Source organism: Paracoccus sp. C2R09 (genome assembly GCF_018860625.1).
Classification (GTDB): domain Bacteria; phylum Pseudomonadota; class Alphaproteobacteria; order Rhodobacterales; family Rhodobacteraceae; genus Paracoccus.
Window position 1 is genome coordinate 412,872 of record NZ_JAHKQB010000029.1, and the last position, 23,773, is coordinate 436,644.

The window sequence follows — 23,773 nt, forward strand, 5'->3', positions numbered from 1 at the left end:
CATGCAGACCACGCTTGAAATCCTGACCCATCCGCTGCTGGACGGCACGCGACACGGCTTCTTCACCCGCAAGGGGGGGGCGTCCTCGGGTCTGTTCGCGGGGCTGAACTGCGGCAGGCGATCGACCGACCAGTCCGAGATGGTGCAGGTGAATCGCGGCCGCGTCGCGCAGGCGATGGGGGTGCCGGATACGGGCCTTGCGACGGTCAAGCAGATCCATTCGGCCGATGTCGTCACGCTGGACGATGCCGCCGATCCGGTCGCCACGCGCGACATCCAGGCGGACGGGATCGTCACTGCGCGCCCCGATGTGGCGCTGGCGGTGCTGACGGCCGATTGTCAGCCGATCCTGTTCGCGGATGCCAGGGCGGGCGTCGTGGGTGCCTGTCATGCGGGCTGGCGCGGGGCCATCGGCGGCGTGATCGAGGCGACGGTGGATGCGATGCGCGCGATCGGCGCCACGGATATCCGTGCGGTGATCGGGCCCTCGATCTCTCAGGCGAATTACGAGGTCGGGGACGAGTTCATGGACGAGTTCCTGTCCGACGACCCCGCCCATCAGCGTTTCTTCGCGGGCGGTCCGAACGGGCGACCGATGTTCGATCTGCCTGCATTCGGCCTGATGCGCCTGCGCGAGGCGGGGGTCATGGCCGAATGGTCGCGCCATTGCACCTATGCCGATCCGGATCGCTTCTTCAGCTATCGCAGATCGACGCATGAGGGGCAGGCGGATTACGGTCGCCTGATCTCGGCCATCGCGCTGGCGCCGTGACGAATCAGCTGGCGTCGCGGATGCGTTCCTCGACCACCTCGAAGGGGACCGAAGGTTCGTCCTTGGCCCCGCGGATCACGAGCGAGGTCTTGACGCTGGCCACGTTCGGCGCGGCGGTCAGCTTCTCGGTCAGAAAACGCTGGAAGGTGGACAGATCGGGCGAGACGCATTTCAGGATGAAGTCGATCTCGCCGTTCAGCATGTGGCATTCCCGGACCAGCGGCCAGTCCTGGACGCAGGCCTCGAATGCCGACAGGTCGCGTTCGGATTGCTGCGCCAGACGCACCATCGCGAAGACCTGAACCTCGAAGCCCAGTTCGCGCGCATCGATATCGGCGTGATAGCCGCGGATATAGCCCAGCTCCTCCAACGCGCGGACGCGGCGCAGGCAGGGGGGCGCAGAGATGCCGACGCGGCGCGCCAGTTCGACATTGGTCATTCGGCCGTCGGCCTGTAGTTCGGCCAGGATCTTGCGGTCGATGTCGTCCAGTTTGGCGCCGGCCATGCTGCTCTTTCTTGTATTCAATTCAGGCGTTGCCGGAAACTACAATGGGCAGCCGGTCCGCGCAACATTCTTTCTGAATATGCAGCAGGTCCGGGATGCGTTGCAGTTACGCTCCGGAGGGACTACCTCATGCACAAAGCGGGAATGAGGCGCAAGATGACCGAACGCAGCCATGTGAAAGTTTTGATCGTCGGATCCGGCCCGGCAGGCTATACTGCCGCCGTCTATGCATCGCGCGCGATGCTGGAACCGATGCTGATCCAGGGGATGCAGCCCGGCGGACAGTTGACCATCACCACCGAAGTCGAGAACTGGCCCGGCGAGACCGAGATCCAGGGCCCCGAGCTGATGGTGAAGATGGAAGAGCATGCCCGCGCGATGGGTGCCGAAATCGTGACCGACCTGGTGACCGAACTGGACCTGCAGAAGCGCCCCTTCACCGCGACCTGCGACAGCGGGCGTGTCGTGACGGCGGATGCGGTGATCCTTGCGACCGGGGCGCAGGCGCGCTGGTTGGGCCTGCCGTCCGAGGAGAAGTTCAAGGGCTTTGGCGTCAGCGCCTGTGCGACCTGCGACGGCTTCTTCTATCGCAACCGCGAGGTGCTGGTGATCGGCGGCGGCAACACCGCCGTCGAAGAGGCGCTGTTCCTGACGAAGTTCGCCAGCAAGGTGACGCTGGTCCATCGCCGCGACAGCCTGCGCGCCGAGAAGATCCTTCAGGATCGGCTGTTCAAGAACCCCAAGGCAGAGGTGATCTGGGACCACGAACTGGTCGAGGTTCACGGGGCCGAAGATCCGATGGGCGTGAACGGAGCGCTGCTGAAATCGACCAAGGACGGCACGACGCGCGAAATCGCGGCGGATGGCGTCTTCGTGGCCATCGGCCATGCGCCGTCCTCGGAACTGGTGGTCGACCAGCTGGAACTGCACAACGGGGGCTATGTGAAGGTCGAGCCGGGCAGCACGCGGACCTCGATCCCGGGTGTCTTTGCAGCGGGCGATCTGACCGATCACGTCTATCGCCAGGCGGTGACCAGCGCCGGGATGGGCTGCATGGCCGCGTTGGACGCCGAGCATTTCCTGGCCGCCGAAGGCGAGGTCGAGGTCGCGCCGGAACCGCTGGTCGCTTCGATCCACTGAACCCGTCACCACGACATGACGAAGGGGCAGGGCAGCGATGTCCTGCCCCTTGTGGTTGCATGGACACATGCCGGGTGCCTTGACGGTATTGCGCCGGCGAAGTTTCGCGAAAAGCGTTTTCCCAGACTTGAATATCGGTTTCCGCACGTCTAATGGTCATGGCGTAGCGTGGACCGACGGCCCGCGCGATTTCGCATATATCCGCAACCACCTCGAGTTCCGAGACATGACGCATCCCAACCAGTCCCCGATCCCCGAGCTCTACGTCTCGGCTGACGCCGCCGCCGCCCTGAAGGACGAAGCCGGCAACATGCCCAGCTGGGATCTGACCCCGCGCCAGATCTGCGATCTGGAACTGCTGATGAATGGCGGCTTCAACCCGCTCAAGGGTTTCCTGACCGAGGCCGATTACGACGGCGTCGTCAGCGACATGCGCCTGACCTCGGGGCAGCTGTGGCCGATGCCCATCAACCTGGACGTGTCCGAGAAGTTCGCCGAAGGGCTGGCCCCCGGCACCGACATCGCGCTGCGCGACCAGGAAGGCGTCATCCTGGCCATCATGTCGGTGACCGACAAATGGGTCCCGAACAAGTCGCTGGAGGCCGAGAAGGTCTTCGGTGCGGACGACCTGGCGCATCCGGCCGTGAACTATCTGCACAACGTCGCGGGTCCGGTCTATCTGGGCGGCCCGGTCAAGGGTCTGCAGACCCCGACGCATTACGATTTCCGTGCCCGTCGCAACACGCCGAACGAATTGCGCACCTTCTTCAAGAAGCTGGGCTGGAACCGCGTCGTCGCCTTCCAGACGCGCAACCCGCTGCACCGCGCCCACCAGGAACTGACCTTCCGCGCCGCGCGCGAGGCCCAGGCCAACCTGCTGATCCATCCGGTCGTCGGCATGACGAAGCCGGGCGATGTGGACCATTTCACGCGCGTCCGCTGCTACGAGGCAGTGCTGGACAAGTATCCGGCCGCCACGACCAACCTGTCGCTGCTGAACCTTGCCATGCGCATGGCCGGTCCGCGCGAAGCTGTCTGGCACGGCCTGATCCGCGCCAACCACGGCGTGACGCACTTCATCGTCGGCCGCGACCATGCCGGCCCCGGCAAGAACAGCGCCGGCGAGGATTTCTACGGCCCCTATGACGCGCAGGACCTGTTCCGCAAGTATCAGGACGAGATCGGCGTCGAGATGGTCGACTTCAAGCACATGGTCTATGTGCAGGAGCGCGCCCAGTACGAACCGGCGGATGAGATCGAAGAGGGCGTGACCGTCCTGAACATCTCGGGTACCGAACTGCGTCGCCGTCTGCGCGAAGGCCTGGACATTCCGGAATGGTTCAGCTTCCCCGAGGTCGTGCAGCAGCTGCGCCGCACCTCGCCGCCGCGCGCCCAGCAGGGCTTCACCGTCTTCTTCACCGGCCTTTCGGGTTCGGGCAAGTCGACCGTCGCCAACGCGCTGATGGTCAAGCTGATGGAGATGGGCGGTCGTCCCGTGTCGCTGCTGGATGGCGATGTCGTCCGCAAGCACCTGTCGAGCGAGCTTGGCTTCAGCAAGGAACACCGCGACATCAACATCAAGCGCATCGGCTATGTCGCGTCGGAGATCACGAAGAACGGCGGCATCGCGATCTGCGCGCCGATCGCCCCCTATACCGCGACCCGCCGCGCCGTGCGCGAGATGGTCGAGGCCGGTGGCGCGTTCGTCGAGATCCATGTCGCGACCCCGCTGGAGGAATGCGAGCGTCGTGACCGCAAGGGTCTGTACAAGCTGGCACGCGAAGGCAAGATCAAGGAGTTCACCGGCATCTCGGATCCCTACGAGGAACCGCAGAACCCCGAGCTGAGCATCGACACCACCGATATCGACGTCGACGGTGCCGCGCATCAGGTCCTGCTGAAGCTGGAAGCGATGGGCCTGATCGGCCTCTCGTGATCCGCTGATCAAAGACGGGGCCCCGGCATCAGCCGGGGCCTTTTTCGTTGGAAGGGAACCCCCGAAGGCAGGGCGGGTTGCCCATGCGACCTGACGGGGATCCGATGACTGCCATACCCGAGAAGACGCCGAACCCATGGGCAGCCACGGTGCTGCTGCTGATGGGCAATTTCATGAACCTGATCGATGTCAGCATCGTCAACGTGGCGCTGCCGTCGATACGCGACGCGTTGCAGGCATCGGAAACCCAGATCGAATGGATCTCGGCGGCCTATGTGATGACCTTCGCGGTGGGCCTGCTGCCTTGCGGTCGCTTCGGGGACAAGCTGGGGCGCAGGCGGCTGTTCCTGTGGGGGGTGACGATGTTCACCCTGGCATCCGCATTGTGCGGCTTTGCCCCGAATGTCGAGGTGCTGATCGCCTCGCGCGCGTTGCAGGGCGTGGGCGGCGCGATGATGGTGCCGCAGGTCATGGCGATCATGCATGTCATCTTCCGCCCCGAGGAGAAGGCCCGCGCCTTCGCGCTTGCCGGCGTGATCATCAGCCTGGGCGCCGTGACCGGGCCGCTGCTGGGCGGTCTGCTGATCACCGTGGACTTGTGGGGGCTGGACTGGCGCCCCATCTTCCTGGTGAACCTGCCCTTCGGGATCATCGTGGTTCTGGGCGGATTGCGCCTCATTCCCCGTCTGATCCCCGAAAGCGCGATGCGCATCGACTGGCTGGGGGTCTTCCTCTTTGCCAGCGCGATCTCGTTGGTGGTGCTGCCCGTGGTCGAGGGGCCGCTGCTGGGCTGGCCGTCCTGGACCATCGCCGCCCTGGCCCTGACGCTGCCCGTCGCCGCCCTGTTCCTGCGCCGTCAGGCGTCGCTGGAACGGCAGGGACGAGAGCAGCTGCTGCCGGTGATGCTGTTGAAGGATCGCGGTTTCCTCAGCGGGATCCTGATCGTCATGCTGCATTTCTCGGCCATTCCGGGGATGTTCCTCGTCTATGCGATATACCTGCAGACCGGGTTCGACTTCACGCCGCTGCAATCGGGGCTGGCAACGGCGCCGTTTCCGCTTGGGGTAATGACGGGCAGTTACATCACCGGCCGGTTCGGAACACGGTGGATTCCCGGCCGGATCGCCCTGGGGGCGGGCATCCTGCTGTGCGGCATGACATGGTTGCGCCACATGGTCGGCAATCCGCCCGCCGATCTGCATCTGTGGACCTTCGCACCGCCCCTTGCGATCAACGGGCTGGGGATGGGGCTCGCGATCTCTCCTTTGTTCCAGCTGGTGCTGCGCGACGTGCCCGGACGGATCGCGGGGGCCGCCACGGGCACGATGCAGGCGCTGCAGCAGGTCGGCGCGGCGATCGGCATCGCCATCGTGTCGGGGCTGTTCTTCGTGCGCCTGCAGCAGGACGGCTATCCGCAGGCGCTGAACCACGCGCTCGGGTATCAGGTCGGGGTCTTCGCGACGATCCTGTCGATCCTGGCCCTGCGCTGGATCCTGATGAGAGAGCGTCGGGCATGAACTGGCGCAGCTCGCTCGAGACCTACGACATGCAGACGGGTGCCGTTCAGGTGATCCTGCGGACCGATCGGCTGATCGAGGCACCGAACTGGCATCCCGATGGCCGGTTCCTGGTCAATGGCGACGGGGGACTGTGGCGGGCCGATGCGACGGGCCTGACCCCGATCCCGCGCGGCACGTCCGAGCGCTGCAACAACGACCATGGATTTCTGCCCGACGGACGCATCGTCTTCTCGGCCCATGACGGGACGGGCGCGGGGATGCATGTCCTGGGACCGGAAGGCTGCCGACCCGTCGATCTGCCGCGGCCCAGCTGGTGGCACGGGGCGCACGGCGCGCGCATCACCTATGCCTGCGTCAGGGGTGGCGACCGGGTCGTGCGCGTCGCCGTCCTCGATACCGCGACAGGGTCCGAGGCTGTGCTGACCGACTGGCCGGGCCACCACGACGGACCGGACTTTTCGGCCTGCGGGGAATGGGTGTGGTTCAATTCGGATGCGACCGGACATGCCCAGATCTGGAAGATGCGGGCCGACGGAACCGAGGCCGCACCCGTCTTTCGCGATGAGCGGGTGAACTGGTTTCCGCATCCCTCGCCCTGCGGGGGCCACGTCCTCTATCTGTCATACGCGCCCGGAACGCAGGGGCACCCGAGGGACAGGGATGTCGAGTTGTGGGCGATGTCGCCCGATGGCGGCGACCGGCGCAGGCTTCTATGCCTGTTTGGCGGGCAGGGCAGCATCAATGTGCCCTGCTGGTCGCCGGACGGGCGCGCATTCGCCTTCATGCGATACGCGCCCGATGCGGGTCAGTGAACGCTGACCGGGCTCAGCTCGTTCTGGCGGGCCAGCATGAAGGCCATCTTGCGGTCCGTGACCAGCGCCAGTCGTTCGCCATCCGTGTCGTGGACGGCATACATCGAGGTGACGTCGCCCAGTTGTTCGCGAACGTCGTCGGGTAGCGTCTCGGCCGCGACCTCGCGGACATAGACGATCTGTTTCGTTTCGCCGAAATCGAATTCATGGTCCATGATTGGCCCCCTTACTTGCGGCTGATCGGAATGGTCTGGACGACCTGCTCGGGCTGGACGCGCTTCAGATCGATGTTCAGAAGCCCGTTCTCCATCGAGGCGGAAACGACCTCGACCCCGTCGGCCAAAACGAAGCTGCGCTGGAACGCCCGCGAGGCGATGCCCCGGTGCAGGAACACGCGTTCGCCGTCGCTTTCGGGCATGCGGCCCCGGATTACCAGCTGGCGGTCCTCGGTGGTGACGGCAAGGTCGGGATCCGCGAAACCGGCCACGGCCAGCGTGATGCGAAAACCGTCGGGCGCGATATGTTCGATATTGTAGGGCGGATACCCTTCGGACCCCTTGGCAGCGCGTTCGGCCATGCGTTCAAGTTGGTCGAAACCCAGCAGATAGGGATGCGAGCCCAGTGATATCTTGGTCATGTCAGCCCTTTGCGGTTAAGCGACTGGTCGTCCGGGGCCCCGTGGCGGCGACCCCTTCGCATTCCAATATGTGCGCGCGATCCCATCCGCGCAAGCCCGTGGCGCATCTGCACCGTTTTCCACGCATATCGTGCAAGAACTGTTAACAGGCGGACGGCAAACGGGTATGATCGGGCAACACAGCATCAAGCCATGCCGAGACGCCCCATGAACATGCAGCATTCCATGAACCACGAAGAGATCGTGCGCGCCCGCCTTGCGGCATTGCGCTTCGAGCATCGGGATCTGGACGAGGCGATCGCCGCCCTTCAGGGGCAGGCGCTGATCAACACGCTGTCCATCCAGCGTCTGAAGAAACAGAAACTGATCCTGAAGGATCGCATTGCCCGGCTGGAAGACGAACTGACCCCCGACATCATCGCCTGATTGCGGGCAGGGGCCCGGCGCGCTATGGCGTGCACAGGCAAACGCACGGGGAATTGGCGATGGAAATTTCGGTCGGAATCATCATGGGCAGCCAGTCTGACTGGTCGACGATGCGCGAGGCTGCGGCCATTCTGGACGAGCTTGCGATCCCCTACGAGACGAAGATCGTCAGTGCCCATCGCACCCCCGACCGGCTGTGGGATTACGGCAAGACCGCCGTGTCGCGCGGGCTGAAGGTGATCATCGCGGGTGCGGGCGGCGCGGCCCATCTGCCGGGGATGATGGCCAGCAAGACCCGCGTGCCGGTCATCGGCGTGCCGGTCCAGACGCGCGCGCTGTCGGGTGTCGATTCGCTCTATTCCATTCTGCAGATGCCCAAGGGTTTTCCGGTGGCGACCATGGCCATCGGTGCGGCGGGCGCGGCCAATGCGGGCCTGATGGCGGCAGGGATCCTGGCGGTATCGGACGACGATCTGGCCGCGCGGCTGGATGCATGGCGCGATGCGCTGTCGGCCTCGATCCCCGAGGAGCCCTCCGATGACTGAGATCCGCACCATCGGCATCCTTGGCGGCGGTCAGCTGGGCCGCATGCTGTCCGTCGCGGCCAGCCGCTTGGGGCTGCGCTGCCATATCTACGAGCCGGGCGACAGCATCGCGGGCGACGTGGCATGGCGCGTGACGCGTGCCCCTTACGAGGACGAGGCCGCCCTGCGTGCCTTCGCCGAATCCGTCGATGTCATCACATACGAATTCGAGAACGTGCCCACCTCGGCGCTGGATCTGCTGGAGAGCCTGCGCCCGATCCGGCCCAACCGTCGCGCGCTTGCGGTTTCCCAGGACCGGCTGACCGAAAAGAACTTCCTTCAGCAGATCGGCCTGCGCACGGCCCCCTTCGCGGATGTCCCCGACGAGGCCGCGCTGGACGGGGCGATCGAACGGATCGGACGCCCGTCGATCCTGAAGACGCGCCGCATGGGCTATGACGGCAAGGGACAGGTCCGCATCGGCGACGGTCCTGCGGAATGGACCGGCGCGGCATCGGTCCTGGAAGGCTTCGTCGATTTCACCGCCGAGATCAGCGTCATCATCGCACGCGGGGCGGATGGGCAGGTCGCGGCCTTCGATCCGGGCCTGAACGTCCACGAGGGCGGCATCCTGCGCACGACCACCGTGCCTTGCGGCCAGCCCGCCCGCGTCACGACCGATGCGGTTCTGATGGCCGCGCAGATCGCGAATGCGCTGGATTATGTCGGCGTTCTGGGGGTCGAGCTGTTCGTCACCGCCGACGGGCTGATCGTCAACGAGATCGCGCCGAGGGTCCACAATTCCGGCCACTGGACGCAGGCCGGTTGTGCGGTCGATCAGTTCGAACAGCATATCCGCGCGGTGGCGGGCCTGCCGCTTGGCGATGGCAAGCGTTACGCCGACGTGGTGATGGAAAACCTGATCGGTGACGACATGGCCCGCGTGCCGTCGCTGCTGGCCGAACCGCGGGTTCAGCTGCATCTCTATGGCAAGGGCGATGCCCGGCCCGGTCGCAAGATGGGGCATGCCAACCGGATCACGCAATGACCCTGGCCCGGCCCCGGATCGCGGTTCGCGCCGCGATCCTGCACGAGGGCCGGGTGCTGATGGTGAACGCCTATCCGGGCGAGCGGTCCGACCTGTGGTGCCTGCCCGGTGGCGGCGTCGAGCGTGGACAGTCGCTGACCCGGAACCTCGCGCGCGAGATCCACGAGGAAACCGGGCTTGATATCGCGATCGGTCCGCCCTTCCTCGTGAACGAGTTCCACGATCCGCAAAGCGGTTTCCACCAGATCGAACTGCATTTCCGCGCCGTCCTGACGGGCGGTTCGGGTGTCGTTCTGGAAGATCCCGATGGGGTGGTGAACCGGTTCCGGTGGGTGGACCGGGATGAACTGTCGGGAATGCGCTACAAACCCGACAGCCTGATCGATCTGATCTGGGACAGCACCTCCGCCCATTACGACCCGCTGGAACGGATCGTGGGCTGAGTTACTCTGCCGCGACCTTCTTGGCGGTTTCCGAACCGGGCTTCATCGTGAAGCCGCGTTCCAGCTGGTCGAAGGGTGCGACCGGGTAATCCCCCGAGAAGCAGGCATCGCAATATTGCGGGCATTTCGCGTTGCGACCCTCGGCCTCGCCCACGGCGCGATAGAGACCGTCGAGCGACACGAAGGACAGGCTGTCAACGCCGATCCACTGGCGCATCTCGTCCGGGGTCATGTTCGCGGCCAGCAGCTTCTCGCGGTCGGGGGTGTCCACGCCGTAGAAGCAGGGCCATGCGGTGGGGGGCGAGGCGATGCGGAAATGCACCTCGGCCGCGCCGGCATCCAGGATCATGTCCTTGATCTTGCGGCTGGTCGTGCCGCGCACGACGCTGTCATCCACCAGCACGACGCGCTTGCCCGCGATCAGCGCGCGGTTCACGTTCAGCTTCAGGCGGACGCCCATGTTGCGGATCTGCTCGGACGGTTCGATGAAGGTCCGGCCCATATACTGGTTGCGGATGATCCCCATGCCGTAGGGAATGCCCGATTCCTGCGCAAAACCGATCGCCGCGGGGGTGCCGCTGTCGGGAACCGGGCAGACGAGGTCGGCCTCGATGGGGGCTTCGCGGGCCAGTTCCACGCCGATCTGACGGCGCGTCTCATAGACCGAACGCCCGCCGATGATGCTGTCGGGCCGCGAGAAATAGACATGTTCGAAGATGCAGAAGCGCCCGGTCGAAGGACCGAAGGGGCGCGAGCTTTCGACCTGGCCCTTCGAGATCACGACCATTTCGCCGGGATCGATCTCTCGCACGAACTCGGCGCCGATGATGTCCAGCGCGCAGGTTTCGGACGCAAGGACATAGCCGTCATCGCCCACGCGGCCCAGGACCAGCGGACGCACGCCCAGGGGGTCGCGAACGCCGATCAGCTTGGTGCGGGTCATGGCGATGACGCTGAATGCGCCTTCGACCCGGCGCAGCGCGTCCTTCATCCGTTCGGGGATGTTGCGCTGGATCGACCGCGCCATCAGGTGGATGATGCATTCGCTGTCGCTGCTGGACTGGAAGATGCTGCCGCGTTCGATCAGTTCGCGGCGCAGGGCGGCGGCGTTCGTGATGTTGCCGTTATGGGCGATGGCGCAACCGCCCATCGAGAATTCGCCGAAGAAGGGCTGCACGTCGCGGATCGCCGTCGCGGCCTTGGTCCCGGCGGTCGAATAACGCACATGCCCGATGCCAAGCTGGCCGGGCAGGGTCTCCATCACGTCGGGTTTCGTGAAATTGTCGCGAACATAGCCGAAGCGATGTGCGCTGTTGAAACCGTATTCTGGGTGGAAGGCCACTATTCCGCCTGCTTCCTGCCCGCGATGCTGAAGAGCATGCAGGCCGAGCGCGACGAAGTTCGAGGCATCGGCGACACCTATCGCACCGAAGATCCCGCATTCTTCATGCAGGCGATCGGAATCGAAGGGATGGGCCAGAAAGGGTTGCATCGGCACGTCCTGATGGCTGGGGGCTGTCGCGGGTGGTGTAGTGCCATCATCCCATAAAGTCACGCCCCCGCCGATGGGCGAGGGCGTTTTTTCGTCATCTTTCCGTTGCAACCCGTGCAGGTTGCCGAAAATCAGTTCGAAGCGGGTGCCGTTGCGGCAGGTGCGGGCGCATCGGCGGTGCAGGCGCGGACCATCTGCTCGTAGCGGGTGACGATCCAACCGGGCGCGTCCTCGGGCAGCTGTTCGTCCATCGAACCGCGCAGGCGTTCGAACACCTGGGCCGAGCGCGACTGCTCGACGATGGCCAGTTCCTGGCTGGTCATCACGCGGTCATGAATGATGAAGGCGATCGCCACCAGCAGGATGCCGCGCGCCACGCCGAACAGGAAGCCCATGCCCTGGTCCACGCCGCCAAGCGCCGAACGCTGCACGACCGAGGAAAAGAGCGGCGTGATGATCGAGAAGACGACCAGCGCCAGCGCGAAGACCACGGCAAAGCCCGCGATGGTCGCCAGTTCGCAGCTGTCGCCCATGAAGCGGTCCAGCACCGGGATCTGCGCGATCATCGGGCGCACGGTGGGCGCGAACAGGAATGCCAGGATGGCGGCCGCGATCCAGCCGAGGATCGCCAGCGATTCGCGCACGAAGCCGCGAGACCACGCAAGGATCGCCGATAGGATGATGACGCCGGCCACCACCGCGTCGATGATCGTGAAACCGTCCATATGTACTGTCCTCGCGCCGGTTGTTCATCGTATTGCAGGCGGTTCAGCCGGCGCCGAATACCTCGCCCACGAAGCCGGTCAGGTCCGCTATTCTGCGAAATCCCATACCGCCCCGTTCGTTGTCGCTGCCCTCGACCTTGGTGGCGTCGGGCAAAATCGCTTGTGTGAAACCAAGTTTCTGCGCTTCTTTCAACCGATTTTCCGCCTGCGCGACGGGGCGCAGGGCGCCTGACAGGCTGATTTCGCCAAAAAGCACCGCTTCGGGGGGCAATGCGCTGTCTTCTCGTGCGGATAAAAGCGCCGCCGCGATGGCAAGATCGGCGGCCGGTTCGACGACCTTCATGCCGCCCGCGACGTTCAGGAACACGTCCAGCCCCGCGAAGGGGATGCCGCAGCGCGCCTCGAGCACGGCAAGGATCGTGCTGACCCGTCCGCTGTCCAGCCCCACGACCGTCCGGCGCGGACTGGCCAGCGTCGATGGCGCGACCAGCGCCTGCACCTCGGTCAGGACGGGGCGGGTGCCCTCGATTCCCGCGAAGACGGCGCTGCCCGCGACGGGCTGCCCGCGTTCGGACAAAAACAGCGCCGAGGGGTTCGTGACCTCGGCCAGGCCCGCGCCGGTCATCTCGAAGACGCCGATCTCGCCCGCGGGGCCGAAGCGGTTCTTGACGCTGCGCAGGATGCGGAACTGGTGCCCGCGCTCGCCCTCGAAGTAGAGAACGGTATCGACCATGTGTTCGACTACGCGGGGGCCTGCGATCTGGCCTTCCTTGGTGACGTGGCCGACAAGGATCACGGCCACGCCGCGCCGCTTGGCGAAGGTCACCAGCTCATGCGCCGACGCGCGAACCTGCGACACGCTGCCCGGCGCGGAATCCACCGTGTCCGACCACAGCGTCTGTATCGAATCGATCACCGCGACATCGGGGCGTTCCGCGTCCAGCGTCGTCAGGATGTCGCGCAGGTTCGTCTCGGCGCCCAGCTGCATGGGGGCGTCGGTCAGCCCCAGCCGATGCGCGCGCATCCGGACCTGCGCGCTCGCTTCCTCGCCCGAGATGTAGATCGCGCTCTTGCCGGCCTGCGAGAATGCGGCGGCGGCCTGCAGCAGCAGGGTCGATTTGCCGATGCCCGGATCGCCGCCGACCAGCAGGGCCGATCCCGGCACGAGGCCGCCGCCCAGCACGCGGTCCAGCTCTCCTATGCCCGCGTTGAAGCGCGGGGGCGGGGCCTCGGTCGCCTGCAGGTTCGTCAGCGGGATGGCACGGCCCTTGACCGCGCCCAGGCCGCGGCCCGGACCCTGCGACAGGGGCGTCTCCTCGACGATGGTGTTCCATTGGCCGCAGGCATCGCAGCGTCCGGCCCATTTCTTGTGGGTCGCGCCGCAGGCAGTGCAGGTGAATACGGTGGTAGGTTTCGGCATTCCGCCGTTGTGGCACCACCGCGCGGGTGCCGCAAGACGGCAACTCACGGCGATGTCGGCTTGATATTCGCCCGCCCTGCGGTCAGGGTCCGGCGCAGTTTGACAACGGGCGGATGCAATGGCCGGAACGCGACCCTTCTCACGCTATGAATTCATGATCGCATGGCGATATCTTCGGGCAAGACGCGCCGAGGGGGGCGTCAGCGTGATGACCTGGATCAGCCTGATCGGCATTGCGCTCGGGGTGATGGCGCTGATCGCGACGCTTGCCGTGCGGTCGGGCTTCCGGGCCGAATTCGTGGACACGATCCTGGGGGCGAATGCCCATACCTCGGTCTACATGGTCCCAAACCGGATCGAGAACGAGATCACCGGCGAGACCTATGTCAGCGCAGGCCGGATCGAGGATTACGAGGCGATGTCCGCGCGCCTTGCCGATGTCGCGGGGGTCGAGCGTACCGCCGCCGTGGTCAAGGGTCAGGTCATGGCCAGCGCCAACGACGCATCGAACGTGGCCGAGGTCTTCGGCATTTCCGCGGGCGACATGGCCGCCATGCCGCGCATCGTCGATCCCGAGACCGCCCAGGGCGATATCGGCCGCTTCGACGAAGGCATCGCCATCGGTGCGGGCATGGCGCGCGAACTGGCGCTGGAGATCGGCGACCGTGTCCGGCTGATCGCGCCCGAAGGCGCGCGCACGGCCTTTGGCACCACGCCACGGGTCAAGGCCTACGAGGTGACCTACATCTTCAGCGCGGGCCGCTACGACATCGACCGCACGCGCATCTACATGCCGTTGGCCGAGGCGCAGAGCTATTTCAACCGCGAGGGCGTCGTGGACGAGATCGAGGTCTTCGTGGCCGACCCCGAGAATGTCGACGAGCTGACGGTGCCCCTGCTGCAGGCGGCGGGCGTCGGCGCCCAGGTCTGGAGCTGGCGCGACGCGTCGGGCAGCTTCCTGTCGGCCCTGGACATGGAGGATGACGTGATGTTCGTGATCCTGTCGGTTCTGGTGCTGATCGCGTCGATGAACATCACGTCGGGGCTGATCATGCTGGTCAAGAACAAGGGTCGCGACATCGGCATCCTGCGCACGATGGGCCTGACCGAGGGGTCGGTGCTGCGGGTCTTCTTCCTCTGCGGGGCGTTCACGGGCGTCATAGGCACGATAATGGGCGTGGTTCTGGGCGTGGCCCTGGCGCTGAACGTCGAGAACATCATGTCGGTGCTCAATTCGCTGACGAATGGCGGCGCATGGCAGCCCGAGGTCCGGGGCATCTATCGCCTGCCGGCCGAGCTGCGGGCCTGGGATCTGTTCCGGGCCATCGCCCTGTCGCTGACGCTGTCCTTCGTCGTCACGATCTTTCCCGCGCGCCGTGCCGCGCGCATGAACCCGGTGGAGGCCCTGCGCTATGAGTGACGTGTTGCGCCTGGAAGGGATCGCCAAGACCTACAACGCGGACGGTCCGGCCCCGGTCGAGGTCCTGTCGAACCTGAACCTGAACGTCGCCCGCGGCGAGGTCGTGGCCCTGGTCGCGCCTTCGGGGTCGGGAAAATCGACGCTGCTGCATATCGCGGGACTGCTGGACACGCCCGACAGCGGGCAGGTCTGGCTGGACGGGCGCGACATGACGGGACTGCCCGACCGCGCCCGGACCGAGGCGCGCCGTCGCCAGCTGGGCTTCATCTATCAGTTCCATCACCTGCTGCCCGAATTCAGCGCGGCCGAGAACATCGTCCTGCCGCAGCTGGCCGATGGCGTGCCCGCCCGCGATGCGCAGGCACGCGCCGCCGATCTGTTGTCGCGGGTGGGGCTGTCCCATCGCGCGGATCACCGCCCCGCCGAACTGTCGGGCGGCGAACAGCAGCGCGTGGCCTTCTGTCGGGCGCTGGCCAACGCGCCCGCGCTGCTTCTGGCGGACGAACCCACGGGCAACCTGGATCCCGAAACCTCGGACAAGGTGTTCGGCGTGCTGATGGATCTGGTGCGGGAAACGGGGCTGTCGGCGCTGATCGCGACCCACAATCACGAGCTTGCGGGCCGCATGGATCGGCTGGTGAACCTCGGCTGAGGTTCACCGCATGCGCGCTCAGTCCAGCCGGACGCGGGGCTGGTCGGTCTTGTCGCCGACGCGCCCGATCGCGGTGGCGGCGTCGAACCCGTGGCGCGCGAAGATGGCCAGAACCTCGTCCGCGGCTTCGGGGGCGCAGGCGACCATCAGCCCGCCGCTGGTCTGCGGATCGGTCAGCAGCGCGCGATCGGCATCGGCAAAGCCGTCGGGCAGGGCGACGCCGCTGCCATAGCTGTCCCAGTTCCGCCCCGATGCGCCGGTGACATTGCCCGCGGCGATCAGGTCGTCGATGCCGGGCAGGCGTGGCACGGCGGGCCAGTTCACATGGATGTTGCAACCCGAACCGCGCGCCATTTCCAGCGCATGCCCGCCAAGGCCAAAGCCCGTCACGTCGGTCATGGCGTGAACGCCGGGCAGGGCGGCCAGATCGGGACCGGGGCGGTTAAGCCGGGTCGTGACCTCGATCATGCGGGCATAGTCCTCGTCGCTCAGCTGGCCCTTCTTCAGGGCCGCCGACATGACGCCCACGCCAAGCGGCTTGCCCAGGATCACGACATCGCCCGACCGCGCAGCGGCGTTCTTAGCGATGCGGTCGGGATGCACGATGCCGATCGCCACCAGGCCATAGATCGGTTCGACCGAATCGATGGTATGGCCGCCGGCGATGGGAATCCCCGCCTCGCGGCAGATGGATGCCCCGCCATCGAGGATCTTGCCGATGGTCTCGTGAGAGAGGGCGTTGATGGGCATGCCCACCACGGCCAGCGCGAAGATCGGCGTGGCCCCCATCGCATAGACGTCGCTGATGGCGTTCGTCGCGGCAATGCGGCCGAAATCATGCGGATCGTCCACGACGGGCATGAAGAAATCGGTGGTCGCGACCAGCGCCTGTTCGTCGTTCAGCCTGTAGACGGCGGCATCGTCCGAGGTTTCGATCCCGACCAGCAGTTCGGGCGGGACGGGCAGGGCGGCACTGCCGCGCAACAGGCCGGACAGCACGCCGGGGGCGATCTTGCAGCCGCAGCCTCCGCCATGGGCAAGCGATGTCAGCCGGGGTTCGGGGGCGGTGGTATCGGACATGTGCTTCTCCGTGGTTTCGGGGGGAACATAGGCCCATAAGCGGGGCTGTTCCAGCGGCCCCCGCGCTATCTGCTTGCAGCGCCCGTTCCCGACGACTAGAACGGCCCAAATTCTCAGGCCGCCGGGTCCGGTGGCCCTTCTTTCTATGAGGACGATGATGCAGGTCAAGGAAACCCAGAACGAAGGTCTGAAGCGGGGCTATCAGTTCACCCTGCCCGCCGCCGAACTGGCCGAGACGGTCGACGCCAAGCTCAAGGAGGCGCAGCCCGAAGTCGAGATGAAGGGCTTCCGCAAGGGCAAGGTCCCGATGGCCATGCTGAAGAAGCAGTTCGGCCAGCGCGTGCTTGGCGATGCCATGCAGGAAGCAGTCGATGGTGCGCTGCGCAAGCACCTCGAGGAATCGGGCGACCGCCCGGCGACCCAGCCCGCGGTCGAGATGGAAAACGGCGACAGCTGGAAAGAGGGCGACGACGTCGTCGTCAACGTGTCCTATGAAAAGCTGCCCGAGATCCCCGAGATCGATCTGTCGGGTCTGAAGCTCGAGCGTCTGAAGGTCGAGGCGGAAGACGCCGCGATCACCGAGGCGCTGGAGAACCTGGCGAAATCGGCCCAGAACTTCGAGGACCGTCGCAAGGGCAGCAAGGCCAAGGACGGCGATCAGGTCGTGATCGACTTCAAGGGCTTCGTCGACGGCGAAGCGTTCGAAGGCGGCGAGGCCGAGGATTATCCGCTGGTTCTGGGGTCCAACAGCTTCATCCCCGGCTTCGAGGATCAGCTGGTCGGCGCCAAGGCCGAGGAAGACGTGACCGTCACCGTCAGCTTCCCCGAGGAATACGGTGCCGCGCATCTGGCCGGCAAGGAAGCCACCTTCGAATGCAAGGTGAAGGCCGTTAAGGCCCCCAAGGAAGCCGAGATCGACGACGAGCTGGCCAAGAAGTTCGGCGCCGAGGATCTCGACGGCCTGAAGAAGCAGATCGCCGAGCGTCTGGAAGCCGAATATGCCGGTGCCTCGCGCGCCATCATGAAGCGCGGCCTGTTGGACCAGCTGGACGAGAAGGTGAAGTTCGACCTGCCCGCGTCGCTGGTCGAGGCCGAGGCCGCCCAGATCGCGCATCAGCTGTGGCACGAGGAGAACCCCGAGGTTCAGGGCCACGATCACGCCAATATCGAGCCCACCGACGAGCACAAGAAGCTGGCCGAGCGCCGCGTGCGCCTGGGTCTGCTGCTGGCCGAGATCGGCCAGAACGCCGAAGTGACCGTGACCGATCAGGAAATGACGCAGGCCGTGATGCAGGCTGCCCGTCAGTATCCGGGTCAGGAACGCGCCTTCTTCGAGTTCATCCAGCAGAACCAGCAGGCTCAGCAGCAGCTGCGCGCGCCGATCTTCGAGGACAAGGTCGTCGATCACATCGCCGACAAGGCCGAAGTGACCGAGAAGACCATCTCGAAGGACGAACTGGAAAAGGCCGTCGAGAAGCTCGACGAGCTGTGATCCTGCCGCAAGGCGAATGATCGCGGGCCGCATCCCACAAGGGTGCGGCCCCTTTTCGTTTCGCGGCTTGAGAAGCGGGCCGGGCGCGACTAGATCATCTGCATGAGCGGATCTCTCAATCTGATGAAACTTTGCGTAGGTGCCGAGGGGCCGGAGGATCTGGCCGCCTGGCAAGCGCAGCGTTTCGGCACGGGCAATGCGCGTCACGTGACCCGCATGTGGCCCAAGCGCGAGGCCGAGTTGCTGGATGGTGGCTCGATCTTCTGGGTGTTCAAGGGCGTCATGCTGGCACGTCAGCGTATTCTGGACCTGCAGCGCGTCGAGGGCGAGGACGGCATCGCACGATGCGGAATCGTGCTGGATCGCAAGCTGGTGCGCGTATCTGCCGTGCCGCGCCGCCCGTTCCAGGGTTGGCGGTATCTTGCGACCGAGGATGCGCCGCAGGATCTGCCCGAAGGGCGCGAGGCCGAGGAGCCGCTGCCCCCCGCCATCGCGGCCGCCCTGGCCGAGATGGGACTGCGCTAAAGGCCGCTTGACGATGGCGCGGCCATGCGATACGCGATCAGCCAAGGCGGGTGTAGCTCAATGGTAGAGCAGAAGCTTCCCAAGCTTACGACGAGGGTTCGATTCCCTTCACCCGCTCCAGATTTTCCCGACATTCATCTGATCCGCCACGGCGAAACGACGTGGAACCGTGCTGGCCGTCTTCAGGGCGCCATGGACGCACCGTTGACCGCGCGGGGCGTGGCCCAGGCCCACAAGCTTGCCGTGCTGGTCCGCAGCCTTCCCGGTCGGCGCTTCTGCAGCCCGCAGGGGCGAGCGCAGGCCACCGCGGATATCGCCTTCGGACCGGGCTTCACCACTGACGAGCGGCTGCGCGAAATCGGCATCGGTGCGTTCGCCGGCCTACTGCTGACCGATCTGAGGCGCGACCATCCCCATCTGTTCACGAACGACCTGTCCTGGTACGACCGCTGCCCCGACGGCGAGGGGTTCGAGGCCCTGGCACGGCGTTGCCGCAGCTTTCTTGGCGATCTCGACGGGCCTGCGGTGATCCTGACCCATGGGATCACGCTGCGGATGCTGCGCCTTCTGGTGCTGGGGCTGCCGATGGACCGGATATCGGATGGGGATGCGGGGCAGGGCCGTGTGCATCTGCTGCGCGGGGGGCGCGAATATCTGCTGGAATAGGGCCGAATTTGCACTTGCAACGCGGCCGAATTTGCTTTTGACATGCGCCACGCGCTGCGGATGGCCCGTTAGCTCAGTGGTAGAGCGTCCCGTTTACACCGGGCCGGTCGGGAGTTCGAATCTCTCACGGGCCACCATTCGCGCGCCCATGTCGCAGGCAATTTCATTGACCGGCAGGACCTCTTTCGCCATCTGTTGAGCTGACCCCAAGGCGCGCGCGGCAGCCATGCCGCATCCGACTGCCGCCGGACCGTTTTCGACGACAGGATCACAATGCGGCGTTTGCTTTCATCATCGACCCTCGTCTTTCTGGGCATCCTTGCATTCCTCGTGCTGTGGATCGGCGGGGGAATGCTGGGCCGCGAGGCGCCCGAACAGGCCGCCCCCGCCGAAATCCCACCCCCCGAGGTCGCCGCCAGCGAAAGCCGGGCCGAGACGATCCGCCCCGAAAGCGTGCTGTTCGGCAATGTCGTCCCCAACCAGCGATCCATCCTGCGCCCCCGCACGGGCGGCATCATCGAAGACGTCGCGCGCGTCGGCACGCGGGTCGAGGCGGGCGATCCGGTGGGCCGCATCTCGGCCGACGACCGCGAGGCGACCCTTGCCCGCGCCCGGGCCGAGCTTGCTGCCGCCGAACGCGATTACGAGGCTGCCGAGCAACTGCAGGGCCGGGGCGTGATCTCGGATGCCGAGGCACGCAACCGCTTTGCCGCGCTTGAAAGCGCCCGCGCGAACCTGCGCGCCGCCGAGCTGGAGCTGCAGAACACCAACCTGACGGCGCCCATCACCGGCATCGTCAGCGATGTCCCGGTCGAGATCGGCAGCTTCGTCCAATCGGGCGGCGAGGTGCTGGAGATCGTGAACAACGACCCCCTCAAGGTCGAGATACAGGTGCGCCAGTCCGAGATTACCGCCGTCACGCTGGACCAGACCGCCGATGTGGAATTCCAGGACGACCGGATGGCCGAGGGCCGCGTCACCTTCATCTCTCCGGTGGCGGACCCCGACACGCGCACCTTCAAGGTCGAGCTGGAGGTCGCCAATCCGGACAGCCGCACCCCTGCGGGCCTTGCCGCCAAAGTGCGCCTTCCGCTGCAGGAACGGACCGCGCATCGCATCTCTCCTGCGCTGATCCGCCTGAACGATGCGGGCCGCATCGGCGTCTTCGTCGTGGCCGAGGATGGCGCACATCTGCGGTTTCTGCCCGTCGATGTCGTGCAGGCGCAGGCCGAGGCGATCTGGGTGACGGGGCTGCCCGATGTCGCGCGGATCGTCACCATCTCGCAGGGCGCGCTGAGCGACGGGCAGGCCGTGCGGGTCGAGGAGACGCCGCCCGAATTTCGCGGCGTCCTGGGCGACGAGATGGCCGCCAGCGATGCCGCCGCGCTGATCGGCGACGCGGTGCAGGAGTGATGCGATGAACGGGATCATCGCCGCCGCCTTCACCCGCGTCCGCACGATCATCCTGATGATGGTCGCGCTGCTGGTGTCGGGTTTCATCGCCTATCAGTCGATCCCCAAGGAATCGATGCCCGAGGTCGATATCCCGATCTTCATCGTCAACGTCACTTATAGCGGTGTCAGCGCCGAGGATGCTGCGACCCTGCTGGCCGAGCCGCTGGAACGCCAGATGAAGTCGCTGGACGGCCTGCGAGAGATGAAGACCGTCGCCGCCGAGGGTTTCGCCTCGGTCACGCTGGAGTTCGAGCCGGGCTTCGATCAGGCCGAGGCCGAGAAGTCGGTCAAGGATGCGGCGGATGACGCCGATCCCGACATCCCGCCCGCCGCCGATGGCCCCTTCGTGCGAGAGATCGACCTGTCGATCTTTCCCATCCTGACGGTCGCCCTGTCGGGGCAGGTTCCCGAACGCGACCTGATCCGGTTGGGCCGCGATCTGTCCGATCGGATCGAGACGGTATCCGGCGTCCTTCAGGCCGATCTGACCGGCGACCGAGAGGATCAGCTGGAGGTCTTGATCGACCCGATCGCGCTTGAAACCTATGGCATCGCGCCGGGCCAGCTGGCGCAGGCGGTGCAGGCCAACAACCAGCTGATCGCCGCGGGGTCCTTCGACAACGGTGCGGGTCGGCTGGCCGTGTCCATTCCGGGCACGGTGGTGCAGCTGGACGAGATCATGTCGATCCCGGTTCTGGTCGACGGCAATACCGTGCTGCGCGTTCAGGATGTGGCCCAGGTGCGCCAGACCTTCAAGGATGCGACCAGCTTCGCCCGTATCGACGGTCAGCCGGCGCTGGCCATCGACGTGCGCAAATCGGCGGGCGCCAACGTGATCGATACCGTCGCTGCCGTCCGGCAGGCGGTGGCCGAACTCTCGGCCGACTGGCCCGGGCAGGTGCAGGTCAGCTTTCTCAACGACCAGTCCGAGGAAATGGTGGACCTGCTGTCCGACCTGCAGAACAACGTCATCGCGGCGGTCGTCCTGGTGATGCTGGTGACGGTGCTGTTCCTGGGCGTGCGGGCCTCGATGCTGGTGGCCGTGGCCATTCCGGGCGCGTTCCTGTCGGGGATCCTGATCATCTGGGCACTGGGCTTCACGCTGAACGTCATCGTGCTGTTTTCGCTGATCCTGGTGGTGGGCATGCTGGTCGATGGCGCCATCGTCGTGGTCGAGCTGGGCGAACGCCTGATCGCGCAGGGTCATCGCAAGCGCGACGCCTTCCGCATGGCCGCGCAGCGCATGGCCTGGCCCATCATCGCATCCACCGCCACGACGCTGGCGGTGTTCTTTCCGCTGCTGTTCTGGCCGGGTCTGGCGGGGCAGTTCATGTTCTATCTGCCCGCCACGATGATCGCGACGCTGATCATGTCCCTGATCATGGCGCTGATCTTCGTGCCGGTGACCGGCACCGTGCTGGGCAAGGCGCAGGACCGCCTGCCCGAGGATGAACCCGACGAGGTGCCGTCCGTCATCAACAGCCTGTCGCGCTGGACGATCGCGCGTCCCGGCCTGACGCTGGCGCTGTCCTGCGCGCTGATGGTGGGCGTCGTCTTCGCCTATGCCCAGCTTGGCCGCGGGGTCGAGTTCTTCCCCGAGACTGACGCCGAACGCGCGCAGGTCCAGATCACCGCATCGGGCAACCTGTCGGTGCGCGAATCCGATCGGCTGGTCCGCCTGGTCGAGGCGCGGGTCACCGAGATCGACGGCGTGGACCGCGTGTATGCCCGCACCATCGGCAGCGTCGAGGAACGCGTACGCTCCAGCCTGCCAAGCGACGTGATCGGCCAGATCCAGGTCGAGTTCACGGATTGGCAGACCCGCGCCCCGTCCGGCGAGGTGATCGACGCCATGCGGCAGGCCGCGTCCGAGGTGCCGGGCCTGGGCATCCAGGTCGAGGCCGCGGCTTCCGGCCCCGCCGAGGCGCGTCCCGTCCAGGTCGAGGTCTCTGCCGACAGCCGCGAGGTCCTGCAGCTTGCCGCCGCCGAGATCGAGCGCCTGATGAAGGCGCAGGGCAGCTTCGTCGATATCCAGAACGACACGCCCCGCCCCAACCCCGAGATCCGCCTGTCCGTGGACCGCGAGGAATCGGCGCGTTACGGCGTGGACATGGACAGCATCGGCACCTCGGTCCAGCTGCTGACTACGGGGGTCAGCCTTGGCACCTATCTGCCGGATTTCGCCGACGAAGAGGTCGATATCGTCCTGCGATACCCGCCCGAGCAGCGCGATTTCGAAAATCTCGAGAGCTTGCGCGTCCGCGTCCAGTCCGGCGCGCAGGTGCCGATCAGCAACGTGACCGACATCCTGCCCGCGCCCGCGCCGACCGCGATCACCCGCATCGGCGCCAAGGAAACGCAGACCATCAGCGCGGACCTTGCCCCCGGCGCGACGCTGACCGCGGAACTTGCGCGCATCGACCAAACCGTCGGCGGGATGGAACTGCCCCCCGGGGTCGAGATCCGCTTCGGTGGCGAGGTCGAAGACCAGCAGGAGGCGATGACCTTCCTGTCGGGGGCCTTCGTCGCGGCGATCTTCCTGATGTTCCTGATCCTGCTGATCCAGATGAACAGCTTCTATCAGGCGGGGCTGGTTCTGTCGGCGATCATCTTCTCGATCGCGGGGGTGTTCCTGGGGCTGATCGTCCGGCAAGAGGCGTTCTCGATCGTCATGAGCGGGATCGGCATCATGGCGCTGGCGGGCGTGGTGGTGAACAACAACATCATCCTGATCGACGCCTATAACGAACATCGCGCGGCGGGCATCGACCCGGATCGCGCGGCGCGCCGTGCGGCGGCGGAACGTTTCCGGCCCGTGTTGCTGACGGCCACGACGACGGTGATCGGGCTGCTGCCCATGGTGATGGGAATGACGATCGATTTCGTCGGGCGCGATCTCTATTTCGGGGCGCCGTCGGGGCAGTTCTGGATCCAGCTTTCCACCGGCATCGCGGGCGGGCTGGTGGTGGCGACGGCGGTCACGCTGTTCCTGACGCCGACGCTGCTGGCATGGGACGGGCGTCGTCGCGTCGCCCGTGCGGATCGGAGGGCGGCGCGTCGCGGCGCCGCCCCCGCAGGGTAGG

General features: G+C 66.0%; 23 protein-coding genes and 2 tRNA genes. 18 read left to right on the forward strand and 7 right to left on the reverse strand.

Annotated elements, in window-relative coordinates; all coding sequences use genetic code 11:
• Position 1: 1 nt before the first annotated feature.
• Positions 2 to 772 carry a peptidoglycan editing factor PgeF gene (gene pgeF / locus KO490_RS13905; RefSeq protein WP_216019998.1) on the forward strand — a complete coding sequence of 257 codons (771 nt, stop codon included), beginning with the start codon at positions 2 to 4 and terminating at the stop codon, positions 770 to 772.
• A 4-nt stretch (positions 773 to 776) separates the two neighbouring features.
• On the opposite strand, the gene KO490_RS13910 is transcribed toward pgeF, so the two are convergent.
• Positions 777 to 1,277 (reverse strand): Lrp/AsnC family transcriptional regulator, encoded by a 501-nt coding sequence (locus tag KO490_RS13910; RefSeq protein ID WP_216019999.1) that lies wholly within the window; start codon positions 1,275 to 1,277, stop codon positions 777 to 779.
• A gap of 144 nt (positions 1,278 to 1,421) precedes the next feature.
• On the opposite strand from KO490_RS13910, the gene trxB reads away from it, so the two are divergent.
• The 4 genes from trxB (at position 1,422) to KO490_RS13930 (ending at position 6,685) form a co-directional block, all read left to right on the forward strand.
• The gene (gene trxB, locus KO490_RS13915) at positions 1,422 to 2,417 is read left to right on the forward strand and encodes a thioredoxin-disulfide reductase (protein WP_216020000.1); all 996 of its coding nucleotides are present in this window, start codon (positions 1,422 to 1,424) and stop codon (positions 2,415 to 2,417) included.
• A 226-nt stretch (positions 2,418 to 2,643) separates the two neighbouring features.
• Positions 2,644 to 4,353, forward strand: coding sequence for a bifunctional sulfate adenylyltransferase/adenylylsulfate kinase (locus KO490_RS13920; protein WP_216020001.1), 1,710 nt, complete (start codon positions 2,644 to 2,646; stop codon positions 4,351 to 4,353).
• Positions 4,354 to 4,457: 104 nt separating this feature from the next.
• Positions 4,458 to 5,870 carry an MFS transporter gene (locus tag KO490_RS13925; RefSeq protein WP_216020002.1) on the forward strand — a complete coding sequence of 471 codons (1,413 nt, stop codon included), beginning with the start codon at positions 4,458 to 4,460 and terminating at the stop codon, positions 5,868 to 5,870.
• Positions 5,867 to 6,685, forward strand: a complete 819-nt coding sequence (locus KO490_RS13930) for a hypothetical protein (RefSeq protein ID WP_216020003.1) — start codon at positions 5,867 to 5,869, stop codon at positions 6,683 to 6,685. Before KO490_RS13925 ends, KO490_RS13930 begins: the two co-directional genes overlap by 4 nt.
• Here KO490_RS13930 and KO490_RS13935 read toward each other — a convergent pair.
• Positions 6,679 to 6,900 carry a DUF1150 family protein gene (locus KO490_RS13935; protein WP_216020004.1) on the reverse strand — a complete coding sequence of 74 codons (222 nt, stop codon included), beginning with the start codon at positions 6,898 to 6,900 and terminating at the stop codon, positions 6,679 to 6,681. The genes KO490_RS13930 and KO490_RS13935 overlap by 7 nt on opposite strands.
• Positions 6,901 to 6,911: 11 nt before the next feature.
• Positions 6,912 to 7,322 (reverse strand): Hsp20 family protein, encoded by a 411-nt coding sequence (locus KO490_RS13940; protein WP_216020005.1) that lies wholly within the window; start codon positions 7,320 to 7,322, stop codon positions 6,912 to 6,914.
• Between the two features lie 207 nt (positions 7,323 to 7,529).
• Between KO490_RS13940 and KO490_RS13945 the strand changes: the two genes are divergently transcribed.
• From KO490_RS13945 to KO490_RS13960, 4 genes are read left to right on the forward strand one after another with little or no spacing between them, the layout of a single operon-like run.
• Entirely contained in the window at positions 7,530 to 7,748 is a 219-nt protein-coding gene (locus tag KO490_RS13945) for a YdcH family protein (protein ID WP_216020169.1), read from the forward strand.
• 59 nt (positions 7,749 to 7,807) lie between these two features.
• Positions 7,808 to 8,293, forward strand: coding sequence for a 5-(carboxyamino)imidazole ribonucleotide mutase (gene purE, locus KO490_RS13950; RefSeq protein WP_216020006.1), 486 nt, complete (start codon positions 7,808 to 7,810; stop codon positions 8,291 to 8,293).
• Complete coding sequence (locus tag KO490_RS13955; RefSeq protein ID WP_216020007.1) at positions 8,286 to 9,320, forward strand: 5-(carboxyamino)imidazole ribonucleotide synthase; 1,035 nt, start codon at positions 8,286 to 8,288, stop codon at positions 9,318 to 9,320. Before purE ends, KO490_RS13955 begins: the two co-directional genes overlap by 8 nt.
• Complete coding sequence (locus KO490_RS13960; protein WP_216020008.1) at positions 9,317 to 9,763, forward strand: NUDIX domain-containing protein; 447 nt, start codon at positions 9,317 to 9,319, stop codon at positions 9,761 to 9,763. The genes KO490_RS13955 and KO490_RS13960 overlap by 4 nt, the downstream gene beginning before the upstream one ends.
• A gap of 1 nt (position 9,764) precedes the next feature.
• Here KO490_RS13960 and purF read toward each other — a convergent pair whose 3' ends face one another.
• From purF to radA, 3 genes are all read right to left on the reverse strand, one after another.
• A complete protein-coding gene (gene purF / locus KO490_RS13965) occupies positions 9,765 to 11,255 on the reverse strand; it encodes an amidophosphoribosyltransferase (RefSeq protein WP_216020009.1) in 1,491 nt (496 codons plus the stop codon).
• A 131-nt stretch (positions 11,256 to 11,386) separates the two neighbouring features.
• Positions 11,387 to 11,980: a CvpA family protein gene (locus tag KO490_RS13970; RefSeq protein ID WP_216020010.1), complete on the reverse strand. Its 594-nt coding sequence runs from the start codon at positions 11,978 to 11,980 to the stop codon at positions 11,387 to 11,389.
• Between the two features lie 43 nt (positions 11,981 to 12,023).
• Positions 12,024 to 13,400 carry a DNA repair protein RadA gene (gene radA / locus KO490_RS13975; protein WP_216020011.1) on the reverse strand — a complete coding sequence of 459 codons (1,377 nt, stop codon included), beginning with the start codon at positions 13,398 to 13,400 and terminating at the stop codon, positions 12,024 to 12,026.
• 118 nt (positions 13,401 to 13,518) lie between these two features.
• On the opposite strand from radA, the gene KO490_RS13980 reads away from it, so the two are divergent.
• Both KO490_RS13980 and KO490_RS13985 read left to right on the forward strand, forming a co-directional pair.
• Positions 13,519 to 14,820 (forward strand): lipoprotein-releasing ABC transporter permease subunit, encoded by a 1,302-nt coding sequence (locus KO490_RS13980; RefSeq protein WP_216020012.1) that lies wholly within the window; start codon positions 13,519 to 13,521, stop codon positions 14,818 to 14,820.
• Entirely contained in the window at positions 14,813 to 15,472 is a 660-nt protein-coding gene (locus tag KO490_RS13985) for an ABC transporter ATP-binding protein (RefSeq protein ID WP_216020013.1), read from the forward strand. Before KO490_RS13980 ends, KO490_RS13985 begins: the two co-directional genes overlap by 8 nt.
• An 18-nt stretch (positions 15,473 to 15,490) precedes the next feature.
• Here the strand turns inward: KO490_RS13985 and selD are convergent, their stop codons facing one another.
• The gene (gene selD, locus KO490_RS13990) at positions 15,491 to 16,552 is read right to left on the reverse strand and encodes a selenide, water dikinase SelD (RefSeq protein ID WP_216020014.1); all 1,062 of its coding nucleotides are present in this window, start codon (positions 16,550 to 16,552) and stop codon (positions 15,491 to 15,493) included.
• 157 nt (positions 16,553 to 16,709) lie between these two features.
• Between selD and tig the strand changes: the two genes are divergently transcribed.
• The 7 genes from tig (at position 16,710) to KO490_RS14025 (ending at position 23,772) form a co-directional block, all read left to right on the forward strand.
• Positions 16,710 to 18,044: a trigger factor gene (gene tig, locus KO490_RS13995; RefSeq protein WP_216020015.1), complete on the forward strand. Its 1,335-nt coding sequence runs from the start codon at positions 16,710 to 16,712 to the stop codon at positions 18,042 to 18,044.
• 102 nt (positions 18,045 to 18,146) lie between these two features.
• The gene (locus KO490_RS14000) at positions 18,147 to 18,569 is read left to right on the forward strand and encodes a DUF1489 family protein (RefSeq protein WP_216020016.1); all 423 of its coding nucleotides are present in this window, start codon (positions 18,147 to 18,149) and stop codon (positions 18,567 to 18,569) included.
• A gap of 46 nt (positions 18,570 to 18,615) precedes the next feature.
• Positions 18,616 to 18,689: transfer RNA gene (locus tag KO490_RS14005), tRNA-Gly, on the forward strand.
• Between the two features lie 21 nt (positions 18,690 to 18,710).
• Positions 18,711 to 19,235, forward strand: a complete 525-nt coding sequence (locus KO490_RS14010; protein ID WP_303462549.1) for a histidine phosphatase family protein — start codon at positions 18,711 to 18,713, stop codon at positions 19,233 to 19,235.
• A 62-nt stretch (positions 19,236 to 19,297) separates the two neighbouring features.
• Positions 19,298 to 19,372, forward strand: a tRNA-Val gene (locus tag KO490_RS14015).
• A gap of 136 nt (positions 19,373 to 19,508) precedes the next feature.
• Positions 19,509 to 20,648, forward strand: coding sequence for an efflux RND transporter periplasmic adaptor subunit (locus KO490_RS14020; RefSeq protein WP_216020017.1), 1,140 nt, complete (start codon positions 19,509 to 19,511; stop codon positions 20,646 to 20,648).
• A gap of 4 nt (positions 20,649 to 20,652) precedes the next feature.
• Entirely contained in the window at positions 20,653 to 23,772 is a 3,120-nt protein-coding gene (locus tag KO490_RS14025) for an efflux RND transporter permease subunit (RefSeq protein ID WP_216020018.1), read from the forward strand.
• Position 23,773 lies beyond the last annotated feature (1 nt).